The following is a 23,424-nucleotide window of genomic DNA, read 5'->3' on the forward strand; positions in this document are numbered from 1 at the left end:
TTTTAAAGGATTATACGCACGATAATAAAAGACGATATGCCAGACTATAAAAGGCAACTGAACGCATAATGAAAAGCGACACGGCATATAATGTAAGGCAGAAAGGCGTATAATGAAAGGCAACGCAACACTTGACGATACACGGCATAAGGCTAAATATGCCGCAGACTACTTCTTGCGGCGGCGCTTGTAGCAGTCTTTGAAGTCGCAGAGACCGCAAGAATATTCGAGCTTGCGCACCGAAGGACCGAGGCCTATCACGCCGCTGACCGACTTGATGGGCACCATAAGGCTCGAGTCGGTAAGGCTTACGCCGCACGGACGCTCCTCGCCGAACAGAGGGAAGAGCATCTGCTGCTGAGAGACATGCCACCCGCAGTAGCCCGGACTGAAGCGGTTGGTGTGGCGCCAGCCGCGCTCATCAATGGCTTTCTGCAGCGAAAGCTCCATGCAGTCGGCCGCCTTCTCGGCTATGACGCTGCCTATTGAGTCGGCAACAAACACCTTCACCATGTCGTCTTCGTCCTTCAGGCGGTGCTGAAGTTGCTCAAACTCCTCGCCGGCGGTGGCCACGAAGAAGGCGAAAGCCTGCGAGCCGCGCAGCTGCCGGCTGATGATGCGCCCCACGCTGAAGCTGACTGAGCCTACGGTGAGCACATGCTGCTCTGCATCGAGCTGTCCGGGGGTGATGAAGAAGCAGAAACGCGGGCGCAGAACGGCCTTTATACGCTCCATGACGGCAGAGGTCTCGGCCTGCACGGCAGCGTCGGGCACGGCGTCGCCATAGCCCATCTGCTCGTAGATTTCAGACGGAAGGATATTGAGGTCGTCGAAAGTTATTTCCTGTTTTAGCATTTTATTCTGATTAAAAAGCGGCACAACGCTGCGCCGCATGACGCCGCTGCGGCCCTAGGAGGGTGCAGCGGCTTATGTCGTTAAGTATGTCGGGCGGGGCCTGTCAATATGAATCGAGGCTGACCATGACTTTTCGTCATGCCACAAGGCCACTGGAGAGCTGACAGAACCTGCGCTTACAGCTTGCTGTTCCACTCGCCGACGGCCTCAAAGAAGGCGTCGATGTTGGCAAACGGAGTGTGCGGCGGAGTGTCGCATCCGCTTGATATCACGAAGTTTGGATAGTTGCTCATCTTGCGCAGCAGGTCTGTGGTGGCGCGGCGCATCTCGTCGGGCGTGGCAGACTTGAACAGACTGACGGGATCGAGGTTGCCCATGGTGAGAGCCGTGGGCGGCACCTGACGCGACACCTGCTCCATGTCGCACTTGTTGCCGAAGTGATATGCGGCGGCTCCGGTGGTAGTCATGGCATTGGTGCACTGCCCGGTGTTGCCGCAGTTGTGTAGCACTACGGTGAAATAGTCGTCCTGAACGGCCTCGACGATACGCCTGACGTAAACCGAAGAGAAGCGCATGCAGTCGTCGTCAGACATCAGTCCGGCGGCAGGCTCGGCCATGACAACGCCGTTGGCGCCCGTCTTCTTCAGCGCGATGCAGTATTTCAGGATGAAGTCGGTACACTTTTCGAGCAGCATGGCGGCAGCCTCGGGGTTCTGATATATCAGAATCATAATCTCCGACATGTCGTAGAGACGGCCTGCAAGCGAGAAAGGCCCTATGCATCCGGCAAGCACGGGGCGGTCGGTTATGGCACGGGCGGCCAGCAGGTTGGCCTTGAGATATGCCGGCACGCGGCCTGCGCTGAGCGGCGGCACCTGCAGACGGGCTATGTCGTCGGCGCTGTTGAGCATGTGCCCCCTGACGGCCGGCACCTCGTCGGGCTCGAAGGCGATGTCGGCGCCGAAGGCTTCAGCCTCAACGGTGAGGTCCATTATCACTGTGGCGGCAGCCGTGTCGTAGCGTCCGGCAAGCGCCCTGACGGCGTTGAAGTGCACCTCGCCGTCGCTCACGGCGTCGATCACGCGTCGCCCTATCATCTCGATGCCGGGATGTGTCATTATGGGCACAGCCACCACCTTGTTGCTGTCGATGACGGCTTTGGCCCATTCGGTCATGTTTATCTTCATCTGTGTGTGTGCGTTATGTGTTATTCAACAAATCTTACGTAGTCATCCTTGCGCGGCGCAGCCTCTCTGACGGCACCCTCGCGCGGGTATCCCAGCACGCAGTGGCCTATGCCCTCATAGTCGCCCTCAATGCCCCATGCGCGCAGCATGGCCTTGCCTTCCTCGCTGTCGAACACCTCGCGGGCACGGTGAATCCAGCAGCTGCCCAGTCCGAGGGCGTGTGCGGCGTTCATAAGGTTGCCCATTACGAGCGATCCGTCGTAGAGATAAGTGGGGCGTGTGCGGTCGGCCAGCACCACGAGCACCACGGGAGCGCCGTAGAAGGGGTCGGCCTCGGTGCCCATCACGGCGGCGTTGAGCTCAGAGAGGCGGTCGCGAACGGCCTTTGATGTCACGGCAACGATGAGCGGCGACTGCGCTCCGCGGCCCGTTGGGGCGTAGGTTCCTGCCTCTGCCACAGCCTCGATAAGGCTGCGCTCCGGCATCCGGTCGGGGGCGAAGGCGCGCACGCTGCGGCGTGTCTTCATGTTTTCTATAACTGTGTTCATAATCTTTACTGGTTAAAAAGTTTGTCTTTCACATGCCGCGGAGCGTCAGACTGACTGCCATTATGCCGCGGCATGATTGATATGTGCAAAGATACTAAATTTATCGTCCGCATGTTCAGGCGCAATGAATAAAAAGCCTTAAAGATACATTGAAAAACGTGCCGGAGACCCGAAAAAATGACATCGCGGCGCTGATTGCGGCCCGATGAGACGCCGGTTTTATCCGCCTTTGTAACATACTGACATTCAGCGCGTTGCAAAAGGCCATGTTTCAGGCTCTAAAAGACGGCCTTTCGGCGTGCAAAAGGTGGCCTTTTGGAGGCTGAAAGGGCACCTTTCGGAAAACAGGCGCACGGCAGGCGTCATCAGGGCGCGCCTCGGCACGGCCACAGACAGGCAGCAAGGACACCGCCTGAAGGCGGCACAGACCATGTGGCAGATGTGCATAAAAAGCTTACATACAATGTCCAAAAAGCCTTAAAAAGGCTGATTTAGCGTTATTTATTTTTTTATATGGCGCAAAACTCGTATTTTTGCATGTTTAAGTTGTCTAATATAAAGTAAGACAAATGTCAACTATTAAAATCAAAAAAGTAGAAACAAGGAAAGACCTTGAGCGGTTTATAGACTTTCACTATGACCTCTACAAGGACAATGAGTATGACGTTCCCACACTGTTCAGCGACGACCTGAACACCCTGAGCAAGGACAAGAACGCAGCGTTCGAGTTCTCCGAGGCCGAGTATTTCATGGCGTTCGACGGACGTGGGCGCATGGTGGGCCGCGTGGCAGCCATAATCAACCACCGCGCCAACAAGCGCTGGGGGCGCAAGTGCGTCAGATTCGGATGGATAGACTTCATCGACGACATCAACGTGTCTAGGGCCCTGTTCGACGCCGTAGAGAAATACGGCAAGTCGAAAGGCATGGAAGAGATGATAGGTCCGCTCGGATTCACCGACCTCGACCCCGAAGGCATGCTCACAATGGGATTCGACCAGCTGGGCACTATGGCCACCATATACAACTATCCGTACTATCCGGAGCACATGGAGAAGCTGGGCGACTTCGAGAAGGACAACGACTATGTGGAGTTTAAGCTCATGGTGCCCGACAAGGTGCCCGAGAAATACACCAAGATAGCCGAGATGATACAGAAGCGCTACGACCTGCACATCAGGAAACTGACCAAGAAGGACGTGTTTGAGGGCGGCTACGGCAAGAAGATGTTTGAGCTGATAAACACCTGCTTCAAGGACCTGTACGGATATTCGGAACTGTCTGAAAGGCAGATCGACCAGTACATCAAGATGTACTTCCCACTGGCCGACCTCAGCCTCATCACCGTAGTAGAGGACCGCAGCGCCGGCAACAAGCCCGTGGCCGTGGGCATCACCATCCCGTCGCTGTCGAAGGCGCTGCAGAAGTGCCGCCGCGGAAGGCTCTGGCCCTTCGGATGGTGGCACGTGCTGAGGGCTCTGAAGGCTCACAAGACCGAGGGCGTAGACCTGCTGCTGCTCGGAGTGCTGCCCGAATACCGCATGAAGGGTGCCAACGCACTTATGTTCTACGACCTCATCCCGCGCTATCAGGCATACGGATTCAAATGGGGCGAGAGCCAGGTTGAGATGGAGACCAACGAGAACGTGCAGAGCCAGTGGCAGTATCTCGAGACCATCCTCCACAAGAGAAGACGCTGCTACAAGAAGTGGATATAGATTTTCTGCCGGCAAACGGCAGAAAATAATTAAAAATTAAAAAGTAAAAATTAAACAGCGAAGGGGATGGCAGGCGGTGATCATATCAACTTAAGCTGGCAGAAGTGTGGTAATAATTAAACAACGTTGATTATGGCTGACGGCAATAACATTGTGAAAGAAAAGGCGGAAAAGTTCGCCATACGCATTGTTAAGTGCAGCAGGTTCATAAGGGAAACCAAACGTGAATACTCGCTTGCCGACCAGCTGCTGCGTTGCGGCACCAGTATAGGTGCCAATCTTTATGAAGCTGAATTTGCACAAAGCAAAGCCGACTTTATAAGCAAGATGAGCATCGCGCTTAAAGAAGCGTCTGAAACCAAATATTGGCTGTGGCTGCTCCACTCGACAGACATACTGGAAGACAAGATTTACTACTCAATGAACACCGACTTGAAGAACATCATAAGTCTTCTTGTCTCAATATTGAGGTCGTTGAAGGGTGTAGACAGCAAGAAATAGATGACAACGCCACATTCCGCCGCCATTATGTTTCAGCCGCGATGTTTAATTTTTAACTTTTAATTGTTAATTTTGGAATTTTATGAGCGAAGAGAATAAAATTACAACCGAGTATACTGACGACAATATCAGGCACCTGTCTGACATGGAGCACGTGCGCACCCGACCGGGAATGTACATCGGCCGACTTGGCGACGGATCCATGCCCGAGGACGGCATCTACGTGTTGCTCAAAGAGGTTATCGACAACTCTATCGACGAGTTTAAGATGAACGCCGGCAAGCGCATCGAGATCGACATAGACAACAACCTCAGCGTGATGGTGCGCGACTACGGACGAGGCATACCGCAGGGCAAGCTCATCGAGGCCGTAAGCGTGCTAAACACCGGAGGTAAATACGACTCCAAGGCGTTCAAGAAGAGCGTCGGACTCAACGGTGTGGGCATCAAGGCCGTCAACGCGCTAAGCTCCAGGTTCGAGGTGAGGTCTTACCGCGACGGAACGGTGCGCACGGCGACATTCGAACGCGGCGTGCTGAAGAGCGACACAACCGAGGAGACGCAGGACGAGACGGGTACATACATATACTTCGTGCCCGACGACACGCTCTTCAAGAACTACTCTTTCCACCACGACTTCGTGGAGACGATGCTGCGCAACTACACCTACCTGAACACAGGACTGACCATCATGTACAACGGACGCAGGATTCTGAGCCGCAACGGACTTGAAGACCTGCTCAACGACACGATGACCAACGACGGCATCTACCCCATAATACACCTCAAGGGCGAAGACATCGAGATAGCGTTCACACACACCAACCAGTATGGCGAGGAGTATCACTCGTTCGTAAACGGACAGCACACCACGCAGGGCGGTACTCACCAGAGCGCGTTCAAGGAGCACATAGCCCGCACGATAAAGGAGTTTTTCAACAAAAACTTTGAATATACCGACATCCGCAACGGCCTCGTGGCTGCCATAGCCGTCAATGTTGAGGAGCCGATGTTCGAGAGTCAGACCAAGATTAAGCTCGGATCGCTCACCATGAGCCCCGACGGCGTCAGCGTGAACAAGTACGTAGGCGACTTCATCAAGAACGAGGTGGACAACTATCTGCACAAACACTCTGACGTGGCAGAGGTGATGCTACAGAAAATTCAGGCCAGCGAGAAGGAAAGAAAGGAGATGGCAGGAGTGACAAAGCTGGCACGCGAGCGCGCCAAGAAAGCCAACCTGCACAACCGGAAGCTGCGCGACTGCCGCATACACTTCTCCGACGTGAAGAACAACCGCAAGGAGGAAAGCTCCATATTCATCACCGAGGGCGACTCAGCGAGCGGTTCTATCACCAAGAGCCGCGACGTAAACACTCAGGCTGTGTTCTCTCTCAGGGGCAAGCCGCTCAACTCTTTCGGACTGACAAAGAAGGTGGTGTACGAGAACGAGGAGTTTAATCTGCTTCAGGCTGCGCTCGACATTGAGGACGGACTCGACACCCTGCGCTACAACAAGGTGATTGTTGCAACCGATGCCGATGTCGACGGCATGCACATCCGACTGCTCATAATAACCTTCTTCCTGCAGTTCTTCCCCGAACTCATCAAGAAGGGCCACGTATATGTGCTTCAGACGCCGCTATTCCGCGTCAGAAACCGCCGCACGAAGGTGCGCAACAAGAAGGCGCTCGAGGACGTAAAAGGCAAGAAGGGCGACTTCATCACCCGCTATTGCTACAGCGACGAGGAGCGCGTAAAGGCAATAGAGGAGCTTGGTCCCGACCCTGAGATAACCCGATTCAAAGGTCTTGGAGAGATAAGTCCCGACGAGTTTGTCAACTTCATCGGCCCCGACATGCGCCTCGAGCAGGTTACTCTGCACAAGACCGACCAGGTGCAGAAGCTTCTGGAGTATTATATGGGCAAGAATACGCCCGAGCGACAGAACTTCATCATAGACAACCTGGTGATAGAGGAAGACCGTCCTGAAGAGGAAGAAAAATTCTGACAAGGGGCAAAAGGAACGTAAAGGAGACGCAGAATAAGCCCAACGGCAATGCTGATGAAACATAATGAGCATGCGGAAAGGGTATATATGATACGTGGAAGGGGCATTAATGATATGCGGAAGAAGAATGAAAGCCATGCAAAGTAAGCACAAAAGCCATGCAGAATAAGCATGAAAACAATGCAGAGTAAGCATGAAAAACAATGCAAGAGTCATCCATCCGCGCATCATCAGTCCCATTCCTCCCATCTCTCCCACAACATCCGTTCCTCCCATATGTTCCATCCCCCACAATCATCCCATAAAAGAAACATCACAACAATGATAAACACAACCATCAGAAAGATAAAAGCCGCACTGGCAAAGACTGCCACCAAGGCCCTCGTTGCCATGGCACCGGCTGTCATGTCGTGCCTTCCGGCCGGCGCGCAGATGAACATCGACTTCTCTTACGACAGTCCGCTGCGCAAGCTGCAGATAGCCGAAATGGCAATAAACAACCTCTACGTCGACTCGGTTGACGAGAAGAAGCTCGTTGAGGACGCTATAAGGGGCATGCTGGAGAAGCTCGACCCCCACTCATCTTACTCCGACCCGGAGGAAGTGAAGGCCATGAACGAACCGCTGCAGGGCAACTTCGACGGCATAGGCGTGCAGTTCAACATGGTTGACGACACGCTGCTCGTCATCCAGCCCGTGTCGAAAGGCCCGTCAGAGAAGGTGGGCATCATGGCTGGCGACCGCATAGTGAACGTGAACGACACTGCCATTGCGGGCGTGAAGATGAAGAAAGAGGAGATAATGAAGCGTCTGCGCGGCCCCCGCGGCACAACGGTGAAACTGGGAATTGTGCGCCGCGGCGTGCCCGACGTGATGTATTTCACGGTGAAGAGAGACAAAATCCCTGTCAAGAGCGTGGACGCCGTCTACATGATTCGTCCGCAGATAGGCTACATAAGGATAGGAAACTTCGGCGCGACGACATACAAGGAGTTTATGGAAGGCATGGAGAAGCTGAAAGCCGAGGGCATGAAAGACCTGATACTCGACCTTCAGGACAACGGCGGAGGATATCTGCAGGCTGCCGTGGAGATAGCCAACGAGTTCCTGCCGAAGGACGATCTGATTGTATATACCGACGGACGCCGCATCAGACGCATGGACTATAAGGCGCGCGGCAACGGCTCTTTCCTGACAGGACGCGTGTATGTGCTCGTCAACGAGTTCACGGCGTCGGCCGCAGAGATTGTCACCGGAGCGATACAAGACCACGACCGCGGCATCGTAATCGGCCGCCGCACGTTCGGAAAGGGCCTCGTTCAGCGCCCGATCGACCTGCCCGACGGCTCCATGATACGACTTACCATTGCCCACTACTACACTCCTTCGGGACGCTGCATACAGAAGCCATACACCAAAGGCGACATAGAGGACTATGCGATGGACTTTGAGAAGCGCCTGAAACACGGCGAACTGACCAACCGCGACAGCATTCACTTCGCCGATTCGCTGAAGTTCTACACGCTGAAAGAGCACCGCACGGTGTACGGCGGAGGCGGAATAATGCCCGACACGTTCGTGCCTCTGGACACACTTCAGTACACCAAGTTCCACCGTCAGCTCGTGCTGAAGGGCATAGTGATAAACACCGACCTGAGATATATCGACAAGAACCGCAAGCAACTCGTAGGCGACTACCCGACGTTCGAGGCGTTCAGAAGCCGTTTTGAGGTGCCGCAGGAACTTATCGACGAGATAATGAAGGAGGCGGAGAAGCAGAAGATAAAGCCGAAAGACGACGAAGAACTGCAGCGCACGCTGCCTTATCTGAAATCGCAGCTGAAGGCTCTCGTGGCGCGCGACCTCTTCGACATGAGCGAATACTTCCAGATTATCAACGAGACAAGCGACATCGTGAAGAAGGGAGTGGAGCTCTCGGCAGGCAAATAAAGAGCTGACGGGATAAGAGAAATGGGACCAATAAGACTGATATGGCGCCTGTGCTGATATTGTTGCACGGCCATCGGTCTTATTGGTCCCATTACTTTTATCCCCTAAATCCTTCTCAGAGCTTAATCATGGCAAGCGCCTTGTTCTCGGCAGCCTCCATAATCTCGCGCTCTCCGGGGCCTTTGTCGTTGATGCCGCAGAGATGCAGTATGCCGTGGATAATCACACGGTGAAGCTCCTCGTTGTAGTCCTTGCCCAGCTGCTCAGCGTTTGAGCGCACGGTGTCGAGCGAGATGACTATGTCGCCGCTGATTGTGTCGTCCTCGTCATAGTCGAACGTGATGATGTCAGTGTAGTAGTTGTGGCCCAGATACTCGTTGTTAACCTCAAGAATCTTGTCGTCGTTGACAAACATATATCCTATTTCGCCAACCTTGCGGCCATATTCGGCGGCCACGGCCTTTATCCATGCCGATGTGTCGCGCTTTCTTATTGCCGGCATTTTTACGCCGTCGGTGTTGTATGTTATCATATTTTGCTGTTTATTTTCGTTCTGAAGGCTTGCCGCACGGCGTGCGGTAAGTTATAGCCAAGATGCGTTTAAGTGCGTCAGAAGGCGTTATATTGCCCTCTGCGGGCACGTCTTAAGGCTCCTTAATCTCTGTCTTGCGTCCCTGCTCTGGTGCGGGCAGAAACTCGGCGGCGTCCTTGCCGAAGTGGATAAGCTCGCGCACCATGCTCGACGACACGCTCTCATATTCAGGCTCGGCATACAGCAGGATGGTCTCTATGCCGCCTATCTTGCGGTTGATGTCTGCCTGCTCGCGCTCATACTCAAAGTCCTTGATGCTGCGCACGCCCTTGATGATGAAGCCGGCGCCCTCGCGGCGGGCAAAGTCGACGGTGAGGGCGCTGTATTCCTTTACCTCCACCTTAGGCTCGTCGGCATACAGGCGCGCAATGGCCTTCACCCTTGTCTGCGCGCTGTACATGTATTTCTTGCGCTCGTTGAAGCCCACGCCGATGACAATCCGGTCGAACAGCGGCAGCGCGCGTCTGACGATGGCATGATGACCGGTGGTGAAGGGGTCGAAGCTTCCTACGAAAATGCCTGTTCTCTGCATTGATTTCTATCTGTTGTTTTGTTGATTTTTATATATACATTCAGTCTGACTGCACCGTCAGCATGGCCTATCCCATGCCGAAGAGGTCGGGCTCCATCACATTGCCGGCATACGGATTGCGGCCGAAGTGGTTGTAGGCAAGCTCCGTGACCATGCGTCCGCGCGGCGTGCGCTTGATGAATCCCTCCATGATGAGGTAAGGCTCATACACCTCCTCAACCGTTCCGGCGTCCTCGCCTATTGCCGTGGCTATGGTGGTTATGCCCACGGGGCCGCCCTTAAACTTGTCGATGATTGTCAGCAGAATCTTGTTGTCAATCTCGTCGAGGCCATACTGGTCGATGTTCAGCGCCGTCAGCGCCACCTTCGATATGGCGGTGTCTATGCGTCCCGTGCCCTTCACCTGCGCAAAGTCTCTCACCCTGCGCAGCAGGGCGTTGGCTATACGTGGCGTTCCGCGGCTGCGGCGGGCTATCTCTACGGCAGCGTCGTCGTCGATGGGCACCTTGAGTATCGATGCCGAGCGCTTCAGAATCTTGGTGAGCGTCTCGGGCTCGTAGTATTCCAGATGCAGGTTGATGCCGAATCGGGCGCGCAGCGGCGCGGTGAGCAGTCCGCTACGGGTTGTTGCCCCCACGAGAGTGAAGGGGTTAAGGTCAATCTGTATAGAGCGCGCCGACGGTCCCTTGTCTATCATGATGTCTATGCGGTAGTCCTCCATAGCCGAGTAGAGATACTCCTCGACGACGGGCGACAGGCGGTGAATCTCGTCGATGAACAGCACGTCGTTAGGCTCGAGCGACGTCAGTATGCCTGCCAGGTCGCCCGGCTTGTCGAGCACGGGGCCACTCGTCAGCTTGAAGCCCACGCCCAGCTCGTTGGCAATGATGTTGCTCAGCGTGGTCTTTCCCAGTCCGGGAGGGCCGTGCAGCAGGGTGTGGTCGAGCGGCTCGCCGCGGTATTTGGCGGCCTCTACGAACACCTCGAGGTTCTCCACCACCTTCTGCTGTCCGCTGAAGTCGCCGAAGCGCAGCGGTCTCAGGGCGTTCTCAAACTCCTTCTCGGCCGACGACAGCGACTCTTTTCTTATATCGAAATTATCGTCCATTATTCTTTTATCTTTCAGTCGAATGCAAAGTTAAGCATTTTATTTGTTATAATCACGCAAAACCATAAGAATATCTCAGCCGCGGCAGACGGCGGCGTCACTGTTTCCGGCAGGCCGCCCTGCCGCCGCTCTGTCTTGCCTGCGGGGCATGTCGTGCCGGCGCCCGTGCCGTGCTGAAATGTGCCCGTGCAGCGGCCGTTTTCCGATATGTGCCCTTTTGCATTCCGAAAGGGCACCTTTTACACGCCAAAAGGCCGTCTTTTGCAGGCTAAAACATGGCCTTTTGCAACGCATTGAGCATCAGGGCGTTACGCAGGGGCATACCGACGCATCGCCGCCAAGCCATATACAGCGCCCCCGCCGCCACACGCACGCCACCCCGTGCGCCATGCCTTAAAACCAGCCCGAAAGCCGTCAGAATGTCATATTATGTTAACACGGAGAGTATATAAATAGGTATTTAAACAGATTTTAATAAATTGAAATAAATTTGTAACAAGTTGTTAAATACACTATAACCGCAGCGTAACGGCTTTGTAACACAGAATGCAGACCTTTGCAGCGTTAAAATTATTTTAGTTTTTTATGAGAAAAAATTACAAAAAATTATCGCTATTTTGCTTATCTGCGATGCTTTCTGTAGCAGCAGTGGCTGTTACTGACTCTAACGAAGCTAACTTAGGAACCATGCGCGGACGAATCGTCGACAACTCTAATCAGGTGTTGCCCGGCGCAACCGTTATGATTGAGAATCTGCACACAGGTGTTGTTAGCGACGCTAACGGATTCTACACAATACCCAACCTGAAACCGGGAGTCTACACGGTGAAGGTTTCTTACGTAGGCTACCAGCCGACAACGGCTAAACTGACCATATCTGCCGAAAAGACAGAAGTGAAAGACTTCGTGCTGTCAGAGGGAATGGAGCTTAAGGGCGTTGAGGTAAAAGGAGCGTTCCACGGACAGAGCCGTGCGATAAACACTCAGAAGAATAACTTTAACATAACCAACGTCGTGTCGGCCGACCAGATCGGCAAGTTCCCCGACTCCAACATCGGCGACGCCCTGAAGCGTATCAACGGTATCAACGTGCAGTATGACCAGGGCGAGGCACGCTTCGGACAGGTGCGCGGAACATCACCCGACCTCACATCGGTAACCGTCAACGGCAACCGTCTGCCTTCTGCCGAGGGCGACATACGCAACGTGCAGCTCGACCTCATACCGGCCGACATGATTCAGACCATCGAAGTGAACAAGGTTGTTACGGCCGACATGGACGGCGACGCCATCGGCGGATCGATAAACCTCATAACCAAAAACACTCCGTACAAGGAAGTGTTCAACATAACGGCTGGAACAGGCTACAGCTGGATAAGCGAAAAGCCGCAGCTTAACCTCGGACTGACCTACGGCAACCGCTTCTTCAACGACAAGCTGGGCTTCATGGCAGCCATATCTTACCAGAACTCACCGGCAGGATCGGACAACACTGAGTTTGAATACGACATCGACGACGACGGCAAGGTGGTGCTCACCGACGCCGAAGTAAGACAATACTACGTTACACGTGAGCGTCAGAGCTACTCGCTCTCACTCGACTACGTGTTCAACCCCAACCATAAAGTGTTCTTCAACGGTATCTACAACCGCCGCAACGACTGGGAGAACCGCTACCGCGTGTCATACAAAGACCTGGCAGACGGCGAGGGAGAGATGAAGGCCACGATAGAAACCAAGGGAGGATCGGCCGACAACCGCGGCGCACGACTTGAGCGCCAGCAGACCATGGACTACACCCTGGGCGGCGAGCACCTGCTCTGGGACAAGCTCTCTGCCGACTGGTCGGCATCGTTCTCAAGAGCTTCTGAGGGACGCCCCGACGAGCGCTACATGAGCCTTGAGCAGAAAGACATAACCATCAACATGGCCGACGCCGGACTGCGCCAGCCCTACTCTACAACATACATCAACCTCGACGAGGGCGAATGGAAGCTCGACGAGTTTACAAACGCCAACGAGAACATCATAGAGAACGAGTGGAAGTTCAAGCTCGACTTCGAGTTGCCGCTCGCAAACGGACTCTACGGCAACAAGCTTAAGTTCGGAGGAAAATACACACGCAAGTCGAAGACAAAGGACGTTGTATGCTACGACTACACCGACGGCTACGAAGCAATGTTCGGCGACGACTATTCTAACTACTACATCAACCGCATACGCGACGGATTCATGCCCGGAAGCCAGTATAAGTCGACAATGTTCATCGACAAGAACTATCTCGGAGGCATCAGCCACGTTGACCTGGCAGCCATGGGCGGCGAGCAGGTGCTCGAGGAGTCGGCAGGCAACTACGACGCAACAGAGCAGGTTTCGGCAGGCTATCTGCGCTTTGAGCAGAAGCTCGGAAAGAAACTTGAGCTTATGCTCGGACTCAGAATGGAGGCCACAAACCTGAAGACAAGCGGCTTCAACTGGATTGTCGACGAGGACGAGAACGAATATCTCGAGCCGACCGGCACCTACAAGAACAACTATATCAACTGGCTGCCGAGCGTGTTGCTGAAATATAACGCCACAGACGACCTGAAGGTGCGCGCATCTTACACCAAGACGCTGGCACGTCCTAAATACTCTCACATGATGCCGGGCAGCAGCATCAACCGCACCGAATCGCCTGTTGAGGTGTTCGTGGGCAACCCTGACCTGAAGCCGGTTATCTCTAACAACTACGACCTGTCGGCAGAATACTACTTCAAGAGCGTAGGTCTGGTGTCTGCATCACTCTTCTACAAGCGCATCAACGACTATATGGTTGAGCATGTGTCTAAAGGCAGCTATGGCAACTACGACGACTGCAAGATAACACGACCCGTAAACGCATTCGACGCAGACCTCCTGGGCGTTGAGCTCGGACTGCAGCGCGACTTCGGATTCATACATCCGTCACTCAAGTGCTTCGGCTTCTACGGCAACTATACCTACACTCACAGCAACGTGGTCAAGTCAGTATTCGGCAACAAAGACGAGCAGGCTCTGCCCGGTTCGCCAGAGCACATGGCCAACGCGTCGCTCTACTTCGACAAGGGCGGACTGAACGTGCGTCTCTCTTACAACTTCACTTCTGCCTTCCAGGACGACGAGGAGTATCAGGAAGAGGCACAGCTGCGCCGCTACTACGACAAGGTTAACTATCTCGACCTGAACGCAAGCTACACATGGGGCAAGGACATCAAGTACACATTCTATGCCGCTGCCAACAACCTGCTGAACCAGCCGCTGCGCTACTATCAGGGAGAGAAGGACCGCACAATGCAGGTGGAGTACTACGGAGTGAAACTCCAGGCCGGATTCAAGCTCAGCTTCTAAGCCGGAAACGACTGAACGGTCATGAGAGTAATGTTTAAGAAGAATAGATTTATAATGAATTCCTGAAACGGATTAGCACAGATGAAACCGGGAAAACAGGCGTGAGAGAGTACAAAATGACTTACAGCAAGTTATCAGTATGTGCTCAGCCTGCTGTCCCGGCTTTGCTTTCAAAACGAATATAAACAACAAAAACATCACAACAATGAAGAAACTTTCAACAACTCTGATTTTGCTTTTAGTGGCCGTGATGAGCATCATGGCGCAGACTCCCGAGCAGTGGGCCAAGCTGGAGAAGGACGTCAACTTCTACGTGGCCAACGACCTGGGACGCAACGGATACTACGACCAGAAACCTATAGCTGAACTTATGGGACGCATGGCCGAGACCGTGGGCATAGAATGTGTGGCAGCGCCGGGCGACGTGCACCACTTTGAGGGTGTGCGCAGCACGCAGGACCCCCTCTGGATGACCAACTATGAGCTTATATACAGCCATCCCGAACTGATGCTCGACTGGTATCCGACGCTCGGAAACCACGAGTACCGCGGCAACACGCAGGCTGTGCTCGACTACACAAACGTGAGCGCACGCTGGGCCATGCCGGCAAGATACTACACAAAGGTGATTGAGGACGGCGGAGTGACCGTAAGACTGGTGTTCATAGACACTGCACCGATGATTGACAAATACCGCAACGACACAGAGAAATATCCCGACGCAGGCAAGCAGGACTACAACAAGCAACTCGAATGGCTCGACTCTGTGCTCTCTTCGGCCAAGGAAGACTGGGTTATCGTGCTGGGCCACCACCCCGTTTATGCCGACACGGGCAAGGACACATCTGAGCGCGGCGACATGCAGGCACGCCTGAACCCGATACTGACCAAGCACAAGAACGTGAGCATGTATATATGCGGACACATACACAACTTCCAGCACATACGCAAGCCGGGCTGCAACATCGACTACGTGGTGAACACGAGCGGCTCGCTGAGCCGTCCGAAGGTGAAGGCAGTAGACGGAACACAGTTCTGCAGCGGCGTGACGGGCTTCTCGCTGGTATGTGCCGACAAGACCACCCTGTCGCTCCATCTCATCGACAAGGACGGAAAGGTGGTATACACGGTTAACCACAAGAAATAACAAATTCTTCTTTTTTCTTTAAAATTAAGCACTATTAAAGGCGGCAAGGACAACATCCCTGTCGCCTTTTGCTTTTCTTGCGGCATGCTTACACGCCCGGAAAGCGTGTCTCTTCATGTGTATTCGATGTGCAAAAACGGCTGACGCCAACGGACTTCGTAACTTTCTGATAATCAGCCACATAAACACAGCCATGCAAAACGTGCCCTTTCAGCCTGCAAAAGGTGGCCTTTCGGGCGGCGAAACATGGCCTTTTGCAGCGCAAGACACGGCATTTCGGAAAACGGCATCGCAGGGCATGCCTAACAGAAGGCATCAATGCTGAAAATATTTTACATCACGCCGTTACGCCACACCACCCTGCCCCGGCAGCACAATCATGCCCGGCAGGCAAAATTTATGGTCTCCTTACTTGTGCGTGAGCCTCAAACGTTGTATATTTGTGCCTGACGAAGGGCTGCACCGCCGCATGGCACGCCGCACGGCATACCGGCCACGGTAACGGCACGGTGAGCCCGAAACAAACTTATATGAAGACAATGAACACTGAAGAATTTATAATGCTCCACCGCAACGACGACGTCAGGGCGCTCGCCCTGAAGGCTGCCGGAGCGAAGGACATTGACCTGGGCTACGCGCTCGACCAGATAGCAGGATGGCAGACGGCACGCAGGAAGCTGCCGCAATGGGCCGCGACAGAGGGCATAAAGTATCCGCCGCACCTGTCGATGGAGCAATGCTCGTCGGAACAGACGGCCACCTACAAGGCAGACGTGGCGCAGAGGCTCGTCAGCGGGCTGCCACGCGAGGCAGAGAGCGTGCTCGTTGACCTGACGGGCGGACTGGGCGTCGACTTCTCCTACATGGCGCGCCGCTTCAGCCGTGGCGTCTACGTTGAGCACCAGAGCCATTTGTGTGAGCTCTCGCGGCATAACATGGGCGTGCTGGGCATCAGTCAGGCCGAGGTGGTATGCGCCGATTCTGAGCAATTTATGGGCCAAATGGGGCATGTCACGATGATATTTGCCGACCCGGCACGGCGCGACAGCCATGGCGGAAGGACTTTTGCCGTGGCTGACTGCACACCCGACGTGCTGGCCATGCGCGACGACATGCTGGCCAAGGCCGACTTCGTGATGCTGAAGCTGTCGCCCATGCTCGACTGGCATAAGACGGTGGCCGACTTCGGCAGCTGTGTGGGCGAGGTGCACATCGTGTCGGCCGGCAACGAGTGTAAGGAGCTGCTGCTCGTCATGTCGGCACGCTTTGACGGACTGACCAGCGTTACGTGCGTCAACGACGGCAGCATATTCAGCTATAATCCGCAGACAGACATACAGAGAAATATAACGGATGAAGACGGCACTAGCATTGACACCAACGGCAACGGCAGCCGCGCGCCGCTGAGCCTGCAGCCGGGCATGAGCCTGTATGAACCCAATCCGTCGGTGATGAAGGCAGGATGCTTCGGCCGCATAGAGGCAGCCTTCGGCGCAAGACAGATAAGCCGCGACAGCCATCTGTTCGTGTCGGAGCGGAGAGCCGACGGATTTCCGGGCCGCGCCTTCGTCATAAAGGCCGTCAGCAGCATGAACCGCAAGGAACTGAAGAAGGCGCTCGGCGGCATAGGCAAGGCAAACATAACCACGCGCAACTTTCCGATGAAGGCCGAGGAACTGAGAAAGCGGCTGAAGCTGGGCGACGGGGGCGACTGCTACATCATGGCCACCACCACGGCCGACGGCTCGCACGTGCTGATAATATGCGCCAAGGAGTGAGCCGGAACAGATATGACGACATAACAAAAAACATAAACAGCAATGAAAAAATCTATATTATCGCTGGCACTGGCGCTGCTTGCGGCAGTGGCAACGGCACAAGGACCGCAGGTAAGGACAGCCTGCGGAGTGGTTGAAGGCACCTGCGAGTCGGGCATAAAGGTGTTTAAGGGCATACCCTTTGCAGCACCGCCCACAGGCCCACTGCGCTGGAAGGCACCGCAGCCGGCAGCCCGATGGCAGGGCGTGCGCAAGGCAACGGAGTTTGGTCCCAACCCTATGCAGCAGCCTATATACGGCGACATGAACTTCGGCACAAAGAAGATGAGCGAAGACTGCCTGTATCTTAACATCTGGACGCCGGCAAAAAGCATGGACGAGAAGCTGCCCGTGCTGATCTACTTCAACGGCGGCGGACTGATGGCAGGCAGCGGCAGCGAGCCGCGGTATGCCGGAATGAGCATGGCGCGCAAGGGCATCGTGGCCGTTACGGCAAACTACCGCGAGGGCATATTCGGATTCTTCGCGCATCCTGACCTGTCAAAGGAGACAGCATACAAGGGCTCGGGCAACTACGGCTTTATGGATCAGGCGGCAGCCATACAGTGGCTCAGGGACAACATAGCGGCATTCGGCGGCGACCCCGACAGGATAACCATTGCCGGCGAGTCGGCAGGCTCGATGTCGGTGAGCGCACTCATGGCATCGCCCGTGTCGCGAAACCTCTTCTGCAGAGCAATAGGCTCGAGCGGTTCGGTGATAGCCTTCGGCAAGATTGCCACACTGAAGGAGGCCGAAAAGGCAGGAAAGGAGAAGATGAAGCAGATGGGGTGCAAGTCGCTCGAGGAGCTCAGGGCTCTCAGCGCCGACGAACTGATGGAGCGCGCGGCCGTAAGGAGCAGGCCGGCATACAACATAGACGGCTACTTCTTCACCGAGCAGCCCGAACAGACCTTTGCCTGGGGCAGGCAGGCCAGGGTGCCGCTGCTGGTTGGCGGCAACTCTGAGGAGGCTCAGCCGTCATTCATCCTGCAGGGCAAGCCGGCCACGGTGGCAAACGCCACAGATGCTGCCAGAGCCGTGTTCGGCAGCAACGCCGAGAAGGTTGTGCAGCTTTACGGCATCAGCACCGACGCCGACGTGAGCGGAGAGCCGGGCATGATGCTTGCCTCCGACATGTTCATAGGCTTCGGCACGTGGAAATGGGCACACATGCACACCATGAGCAGCGGTCAGCCCGTATACAGATACGTCTACTGCCACCCGCGCCCGGCAATGAGAATAAGCGGAAAGGTGGCAGGACTGGCAGGCGGAGTGAAGGACAAGGGCGACGGCGACGACAAGGCGCCCGAGGCAAAGGGAGCCGTACACTCGGCCGACATAGAGTATGCCATGAGCACGCTGCCCACCAACCGCGTGTTCGACTGGCAGCCGGAAGATTTCCTCATGTCGGACATCTTCTCGGGATATTACGCCAACTTCATAAAGACGGGCAACCCCAACGGACTGGGACTGCCAGACTGGACGCCTGCAAACGGACAAGAGGCAGTGCCCGTGTTGCGGCTCGACGTAAACACGACGATGACCACCGACAGGCAGACCGAGGAGCGGTATAAGCTAATTGACACAATGATGTGGGGCACGAAGAAATAACACTGCACGTAAACTGGCGGCAGGATTTGAAGTAAGCATGCCCAAATCAGGAACATGCAAATGCCGAAACACCATAAAACGAGAAAGGGAGACACGCCGACACAGGCATGTCTCCCTTTGATGTTTATACGGTTTTATAATGGATTTATCGCCACAAAACATGAGCGCCGCAGGACATACGGCATGAAGAATGGCCGCAGGAGCCATTTTAAGGCCGTCTGAGGCGTCGAACGAAGCAGAGCCAATAAAGTATGCCTGCGCACAGCAAACACACGGGAAACGCGCTCCAAACGCCTACAAGGCCCCAGCCGCTGTGTATGCCGAGGAACCAGCCGAGCGGCAACGACACCACGAAATAGGAGAAAAAGGCTATCCAGATGAGCGGACGCACGCACGAAATGCCGCGCAGGGCGTTGGCAAAGGTGTACTGAAGGCCGTCGCCAAACTGATAAACGATGAGCGGTATGACGGTCTGCGACACAAGGACACACACCTCGGCGCTGTCTGTAAACCAGTAGCTGAACGTGTTGCGCAGCAGGAACACGGGCACCGAGAGCACGAAGGCTATGAGCATAATGACATGAAAGCCGGCATAGGCAGCGTCGCGCACGGCGGCGGTGTCGCCCTGTCCGTGGAAATAGCTCACCCTGACGGCTATTGCGGCAGCCATGCCGCTGTTGACCATATAGAGCAGCTGCGAGGCCGTGAGCGTAACCTGATGGGCGGCAAGGGCCGTTATGCCAATCCAGCCCACGAAGATGGCAGAGAGCGAAAAGGCCGCACACTCCATGCCGAGCTGCATGGCAACGGGCCAGCCAAGGGTGTTGATGCGGCGGAAGTCGGCACGGTTGAGCCGTCCGGCGGCATATCCGCGGCGGTAAGGTGCATAGCTGCGGTGAAACACAAACACGGCAACGAAGGCAACGAACATCACGATGCGCGACACCATGGTGCTGATGCCGGCGCCGAGAAGACCCAGCTCGGGCATGCCGAAGGCTCCGTAGATGAGCACATAGTTGCCGAAGATGTTGAGCACGTTGCCGCCCAGGATGACGAACATCGGCACGCGCGTGTCGGTTATTCCGTCGTAAAACTGCTTGAAGGCATTGAACATGCACAGGAAGGGCAGCGACACGATGTTCACCAGAAGATATGAGCGCATGTAGGGCAACAGCTCTACGGGCTGCCCCATGCGGTGCAGGTTGAGATAGAACACCACGGAGACGGCAAGCAAGATGACGGCCATCAGTCCGTTGGCGGCAAGGCTGTTGCGCAGTATGCCGCCAATCTCTTCCTTCTCGCCGCGGCCGAACATGGCGCCCACGATGGGCGTAAGACCGTAGGAGAAGCCCATGGCGAAGATAACGATCAGAGTGAACATGGTGGTGACAAAGCTGGCGGCTGCCAGCTCCATCATGCTGTGGTGGCCTATCATGAGCGTGTCGGCAAAGCCGAGTACCACGTTTCCGATCTGTCCCACCACAATGGGCACGCCGAGCGAAACGAGCGCGCGGTAGTGTGTTGTGTATCTTTTCAGTGTGAAGTGCATAACGGGTGCAAAGATAGTGCTTTTTTCATAAAAGCCCACCCTTTTGCCCTTCCTTGCACGGCGAAGACAAAATATTTATCAGAAAACAGCCTGCATACACACCGGCAGTAAACGGACAGGCATGAAAACAAATCTTGTCAGCGCAGAAAATAAGGCGGAGTGACATACACCCCGCCTTTTAATGCTCATCAAAAGAATTATGTCCGATTTTCTTCAATGACCTATGCATCCATTAACACATTCAGGCTGCCATAAAGCCACGGAAAGACATATATACTAACCCATTATTAGATTATTGATTATTACTTTACCTTTATCAACCTCAAGTAAAATCCTTCGACTGTTTTAAAGGCTGTCAGCTGAATATAGAAACCGACAACAGAATCAAAAGACTACTGCAGTATGATTTTCTTACGCAGAATCTTGCCTTCTGCTTTCACCTCAACAATGTATACTCCTTTTACAAGTGAAGACACAGAAATGCGTCCACTGACACCCGAATTATGGAATACACAGCTGCCGTTTACGGCAAATATGCGAACGTCGGCGTTGTCTGCACCCAAGATATCGATGTAGTCCGATGCCTGACTTACAGATATACTTATATCATTGTCAGATATTTTGTTATCTGATATGCCTGAGGTATAGTCATCATATGCATCAAGATTCATAACCCATCCGACATATCTATAGTCTAATCCTTGATTGAAACCTCCAAATGACAATCCTTCAGGGTTGCTTGAATTTACTATTCCAAAATGTCCGTCCGGGAACTGTTCCATAAGATCATTATAAGCTTTTTCACTTCGCGACCTCACCCAATCGGCAAAATAAGTCACCTTACCGTCAGCATATACATACGGTTCTCTGTCAAGTGGAGGCATTGGAAGGACTTGTCCCAAGAATACAGTTCCGTCATTAAGTACAGCCGTTGGGAACAGACTTTCGGTATCATTTAAAACGTTGACTTCTTCTGTTTCAGGATTAATCATCACAACATCATTGTTAACCGTATTGGTAACCATGTACTTTCCATTATCACTCACACTCATAGAAAGAATCTGGAATCTCTTTTCATTTATCACATACTTGTCATAACGTTCAAAGTATAAATTTAAAGAGTCATTATATTCAGCTGCTTCACCACTGAACTTATTATAATCATTGGCATATCTGTTATATCGTTCAATGCCTTCAGTTGTACTCGTATCAAAGAAGTCTGCCTCATGCTCATTTGGATTATATGTTGGATAAGGCCATCTTTCTTCCGCAGGAATTGTGAAGTCAGCATGTTCTACAGAGTCGTTATAAAGTTCAAGGGCCTTGTTGAATGCCTCAAGCTCCTCATCTGAATAATATTTCGTGGCATCTGGTTCAACAGGCAGATATTGTGGCCATTCAGGACATATCTCGTCCTTATTAAAAAAGTAGTCCTCACACAGAATCTTATAAGTCCAGTCTTTACTCTGTGCAGAACTCCTCTCCCACATCACCGGCCAATAAATCATACCGAAGGCATCTATCAATCTGCCATAAATCTTAAGTCCGTCACTTGTAATGCCAAGAATCCACACTCCTTGATTAATACGTTTGTCAAAACCTAACTTCTCATAAGGCAAATCTTCAAACATATCATATTCACCCGATTCGTTGCGATACCATAACACCGGCTTATAATAACTCTCCTCAGTGCCTTCAATATGCACAGAAATAGTTCCTACAGCTATGGAACCATCTGAAGAAACCCGCAAACAAGTTCCAGATGTTATATCCTTTGGCATAGGCAGAGACACAAATCCCTTATCTTCTGTCATATAGCATGGCATTTCTCCCTCAGATGTCGAACGCGATCCGGCAGCAATACCGCAATCAGAAACATAATCAAGATAATACGAGATTTCGGGTAACTGATTGTACTCAGTAAGCTTACAGGTACGAGTATTTATAAAATATGAAATACCTTCTAAGGAACCTATTGCCCAGTTTCCATTTGACGACACATTAGTTATCACAGCCTGATGAGTTTGAAACGGAACAGGCTTTTCTTGTGCCGGAGCTGCACACATACAGCAGACTGCAAAAGCTGATAATAAAATTTTTTTCATAAGCTAAAAGGTTTAAAGTTTTTAAAACAATATTTCGCATATAAATATTTTCCGTTATCAGATTTAAGCCAACCATAACATGGCACAGATTTTATGCTGACACCCTCAAGACGGCATTATGTCCGGCAGACTTTTCTCGCTTGCAAATGTATGCATTGCTTTAAACAACTGCAAACCGAAGATATCCAATTTCTTGAAATTGGTGATAATTCATACAAAAAAGAGGCCTTAAGATAAATAAAGCCTCTTATATTCCGGGATTTTACTCCCATTCTGTAATAATTTTAAGCAACAGATGTCAAATACAAGCCTTAAGTTTGTCCTTATACATTGACGGAGTGATGCCTACAATTTTGCGGAACAGTTCGACAAATGTGGTATACGACTTGAAACCGACGCTCTCGGCTATGGCGTTCAGCGTATAAGAACCATAGCCTTCCGTATCAGACATACGCAGACAAGCAAGATGAATGCGGTATTCATTAACGTAGTTCTTAAAACTCTTGTGGAATGTCTCGTTGATTACGAGCGAGACATACTTACTGTTTGAGCCGACAAGGGCAGCCATACGTGCAAGCGAAAAGTCGGCGCTGCAGAATTCTGTGGTGTTCTCCATTATGTCGACTACCGAATCGAGCAGCTTTCTACGCATGTCATCATTGATGCCACCCGACTTGGCTTTATGTACCATATTGTCAGACTGCTCTGAGACACCGGCATCCTTGACGACATCATCGGCATCATAGGCTGCCAGCCTACCCCGAAGCTGTTCGGCCTCGGCCTCCGACTCTTTAAGACGGCTTACCGCATCGTTCAGGCGC

At 53.2% G+C, this 23,424-nt stretch carries 17 protein-coding genes; 8 read left to right on the forward strand and 9 right to left on the reverse strand.

Annotation, left to right across the window (positions count from 1 at the left end; translation table 11 throughout):
• Window positions 1–168: 168 nt before the first annotated feature.
• From EJL04_RS14025 to EJL04_RS14035, 3 genes are all read right to left on the reverse strand, one after another.
• A complete protein-coding gene (locus tag EJL04_RS14025; RefSeq protein WP_021855763.1) occupies window positions 169–855 on the reverse strand; it encodes a vitamin B12 dependent-methionine synthase activation domain-containing protein in 687 nt (228 codons plus the stop codon).
• 176 nt (window positions 856–1,031) lie between these two features.
• Window positions 1,032–2,042 carry a uroporphyrinogen decarboxylase family protein gene (locus EJL04_RS14030; protein ID WP_125105446.1) on the reverse strand — a complete coding sequence of 337 codons (1,011 nt, stop codon included), beginning with the start codon at window positions 2,040–2,042 and terminating at the stop codon, window positions 1,032–1,034.
• A gap of 20 nt (window positions 2,043–2,062) precedes the next feature.
• Window positions 2,063–2,590: a nitroreductase gene (locus tag EJL04_RS14035; protein ID WP_125105447.1), complete on the reverse strand. Its 528-nt coding sequence runs from the start codon at window positions 2,588–2,590 to the stop codon at window positions 2,063–2,065.
• Window positions 2,591–3,159: 569 nt separating this feature from the next.
• Between EJL04_RS14035 and EJL04_RS14040 the strand changes: the two genes are divergently transcribed.
• The 4 genes from EJL04_RS14040 to EJL04_RS14055 all read left to right on the forward strand — a co-directional run bounded on the left by EJL04_RS14040 (window position 3,160) and on the right by EJL04_RS14055 (window position 8,770).
• Window positions 3,160–4,308 carry a hypothetical protein gene (locus EJL04_RS14040; RefSeq protein ID WP_053397824.1) on the forward strand — a complete coding sequence of 383 codons (1,149 nt, stop codon included), beginning with the start codon at window positions 3,160–3,162 and terminating at the stop codon, window positions 4,306–4,308.
• 132 nt (window positions 4,309–4,440) lie between these two features.
• A complete protein-coding gene (locus tag EJL04_RS14045; protein ID WP_053397825.1) occupies window positions 4,441–4,809 on the forward strand; it encodes a four helix bundle protein in 369 nt (122 codons plus the stop codon).
• 82 nt (window positions 4,810–4,891) lie between these two features.
• Window positions 4,892–6,820 carry a DNA topoisomerase IV subunit B gene (locus EJL04_RS14050; protein WP_021855768.1) on the forward strand — a complete coding sequence of 643 codons (1,929 nt, stop codon included), beginning with the start codon at window positions 4,892–4,894 and terminating at the stop codon, window positions 6,818–6,820.
• Between the two features lie 405 nt (window positions 6,821–7,225).
• A complete protein-coding gene (locus EJL04_RS14055) occupies window positions 7,226–8,770 on the forward strand; it encodes a S41 family peptidase (RefSeq protein WP_053397856.1) in 1,545 nt (514 codons plus the stop codon).
• A 115-nt stretch (window positions 8,771–8,885) separates the two neighbouring features.
• Here EJL04_RS14055 and ybeY read toward each other — a convergent pair whose 3' ends face one another.
• From ybeY to ruvB, 3 genes are all read right to left on the reverse strand, one after another.
• Window positions 8,886–9,302 carry an rRNA maturation RNase YbeY gene (ybeY, locus tag EJL04_RS14060; RefSeq protein ID WP_021855770.1) on the reverse strand — a complete coding sequence of 139 codons (417 nt, stop codon included), beginning with the start codon at window positions 9,300–9,302 and terminating at the stop codon, window positions 8,886–8,888.
• A 112-nt stretch (window positions 9,303–9,414) separates the two neighbouring features.
• Window positions 9,415–9,894, reverse strand: coding sequence for a pantetheine-phosphate adenylyltransferase (coaD, locus tag EJL04_RS14065; protein WP_125105448.1), 480 nt, complete (start codon window positions 9,892–9,894; stop codon window positions 9,415–9,417).
• Between the two features lie 67 nt (window positions 9,895–9,961).
• Window positions 9,962–11,002: a Holliday junction branch migration DNA helicase RuvB gene (gene ruvB / locus EJL04_RS14070; RefSeq protein ID WP_053397826.1), complete on the reverse strand. Its 1,041-nt coding sequence runs from the start codon at window positions 11,000–11,002 to the stop codon at window positions 9,962–9,964.
• A 585-nt stretch (window positions 11,003–11,587) separates the two neighbouring features.
• On the opposite strand from ruvB, the gene EJL04_RS14075 reads away from it, so the two are divergent.
• The 4 genes from EJL04_RS14075 to EJL04_RS14090 all read left to right on the forward strand — a co-directional run bounded on the left by EJL04_RS14075 (window position 11,588) and on the right by EJL04_RS14090 (window position 18,949).
• Window positions 11,588–14,371, forward strand: a complete 2,784-nt coding sequence (locus tag EJL04_RS14075) for a TonB-dependent receptor (protein WP_125105449.1) — start codon at window positions 11,588–11,590, stop codon at window positions 14,369–14,371.
• 250 nt (window positions 14,372–14,621) lie between these two features.
• Window positions 14,622–15,518: a metallophosphoesterase gene (locus tag EJL04_RS14080; RefSeq protein ID WP_370798912.1), complete on the forward strand. Its 897-nt coding sequence runs from the start codon at window positions 14,622–14,624 to the stop codon at window positions 15,516–15,518.
• A gap of 530 nt (window positions 15,519–16,048) precedes the next feature.
• Window positions 16,049–17,296: a THUMP-like domain-containing protein gene (locus tag EJL04_RS14085; protein WP_125105450.1), complete on the forward strand. Its 1,248-nt coding sequence runs from the start codon at window positions 16,049–16,051 to the stop codon at window positions 17,294–17,296.
• A gap of 42 nt (window positions 17,297–17,338) precedes the next feature.
• A complete protein-coding gene (locus EJL04_RS14090; protein WP_125105451.1) occupies window positions 17,339–18,949 on the forward strand; it encodes a carboxylesterase/lipase family protein in 1,611 nt (536 codons plus the stop codon).
• A 208-nt stretch (window positions 18,950–19,157) separates the two neighbouring features.
• Here the strand turns inward: EJL04_RS14090 and EJL04_RS14095 are convergent, their stop codons facing one another.
• The 3 genes from EJL04_RS14095 to EJL04_RS14105 form a co-directional block, all read right to left on the reverse strand.
• Window positions 19,158–20,498 (reverse strand): MATE family efflux transporter, encoded by a 1,341-nt coding sequence (locus EJL04_RS14095; RefSeq protein WP_125105452.1) that lies wholly within the window; start codon window positions 20,496–20,498, stop codon window positions 19,158–19,160.
• Between the two features lie 392 nt (window positions 20,499–20,890).
• Window positions 20,891–22,603 (reverse strand): T9SS type A sorting domain-containing protein, encoded by a 1,713-nt coding sequence (locus EJL04_RS14100; protein ID WP_082335153.1) that lies wholly within the window; start codon window positions 22,601–22,603, stop codon window positions 20,891–20,893.
• A gap of 298 nt (window positions 22,604–22,901) precedes the next feature.
• Window positions 22,902–23,424: helix-turn-helix domain-containing protein (locus tag EJL04_RS14105; RefSeq protein ID WP_164511788.1), on the reverse strand; the 523-nt coding region annotated here is incomplete at its 5' end.

It is taken from the genome of Prevotella marseillensis, assembly GCF_900625065.1.
GTDB classification, from domain to species: Bacteria; Bacteroidota; Bacteroidia; order Bacteroidales; family Bacteroidaceae; genus Prevotella; species Prevotella rara.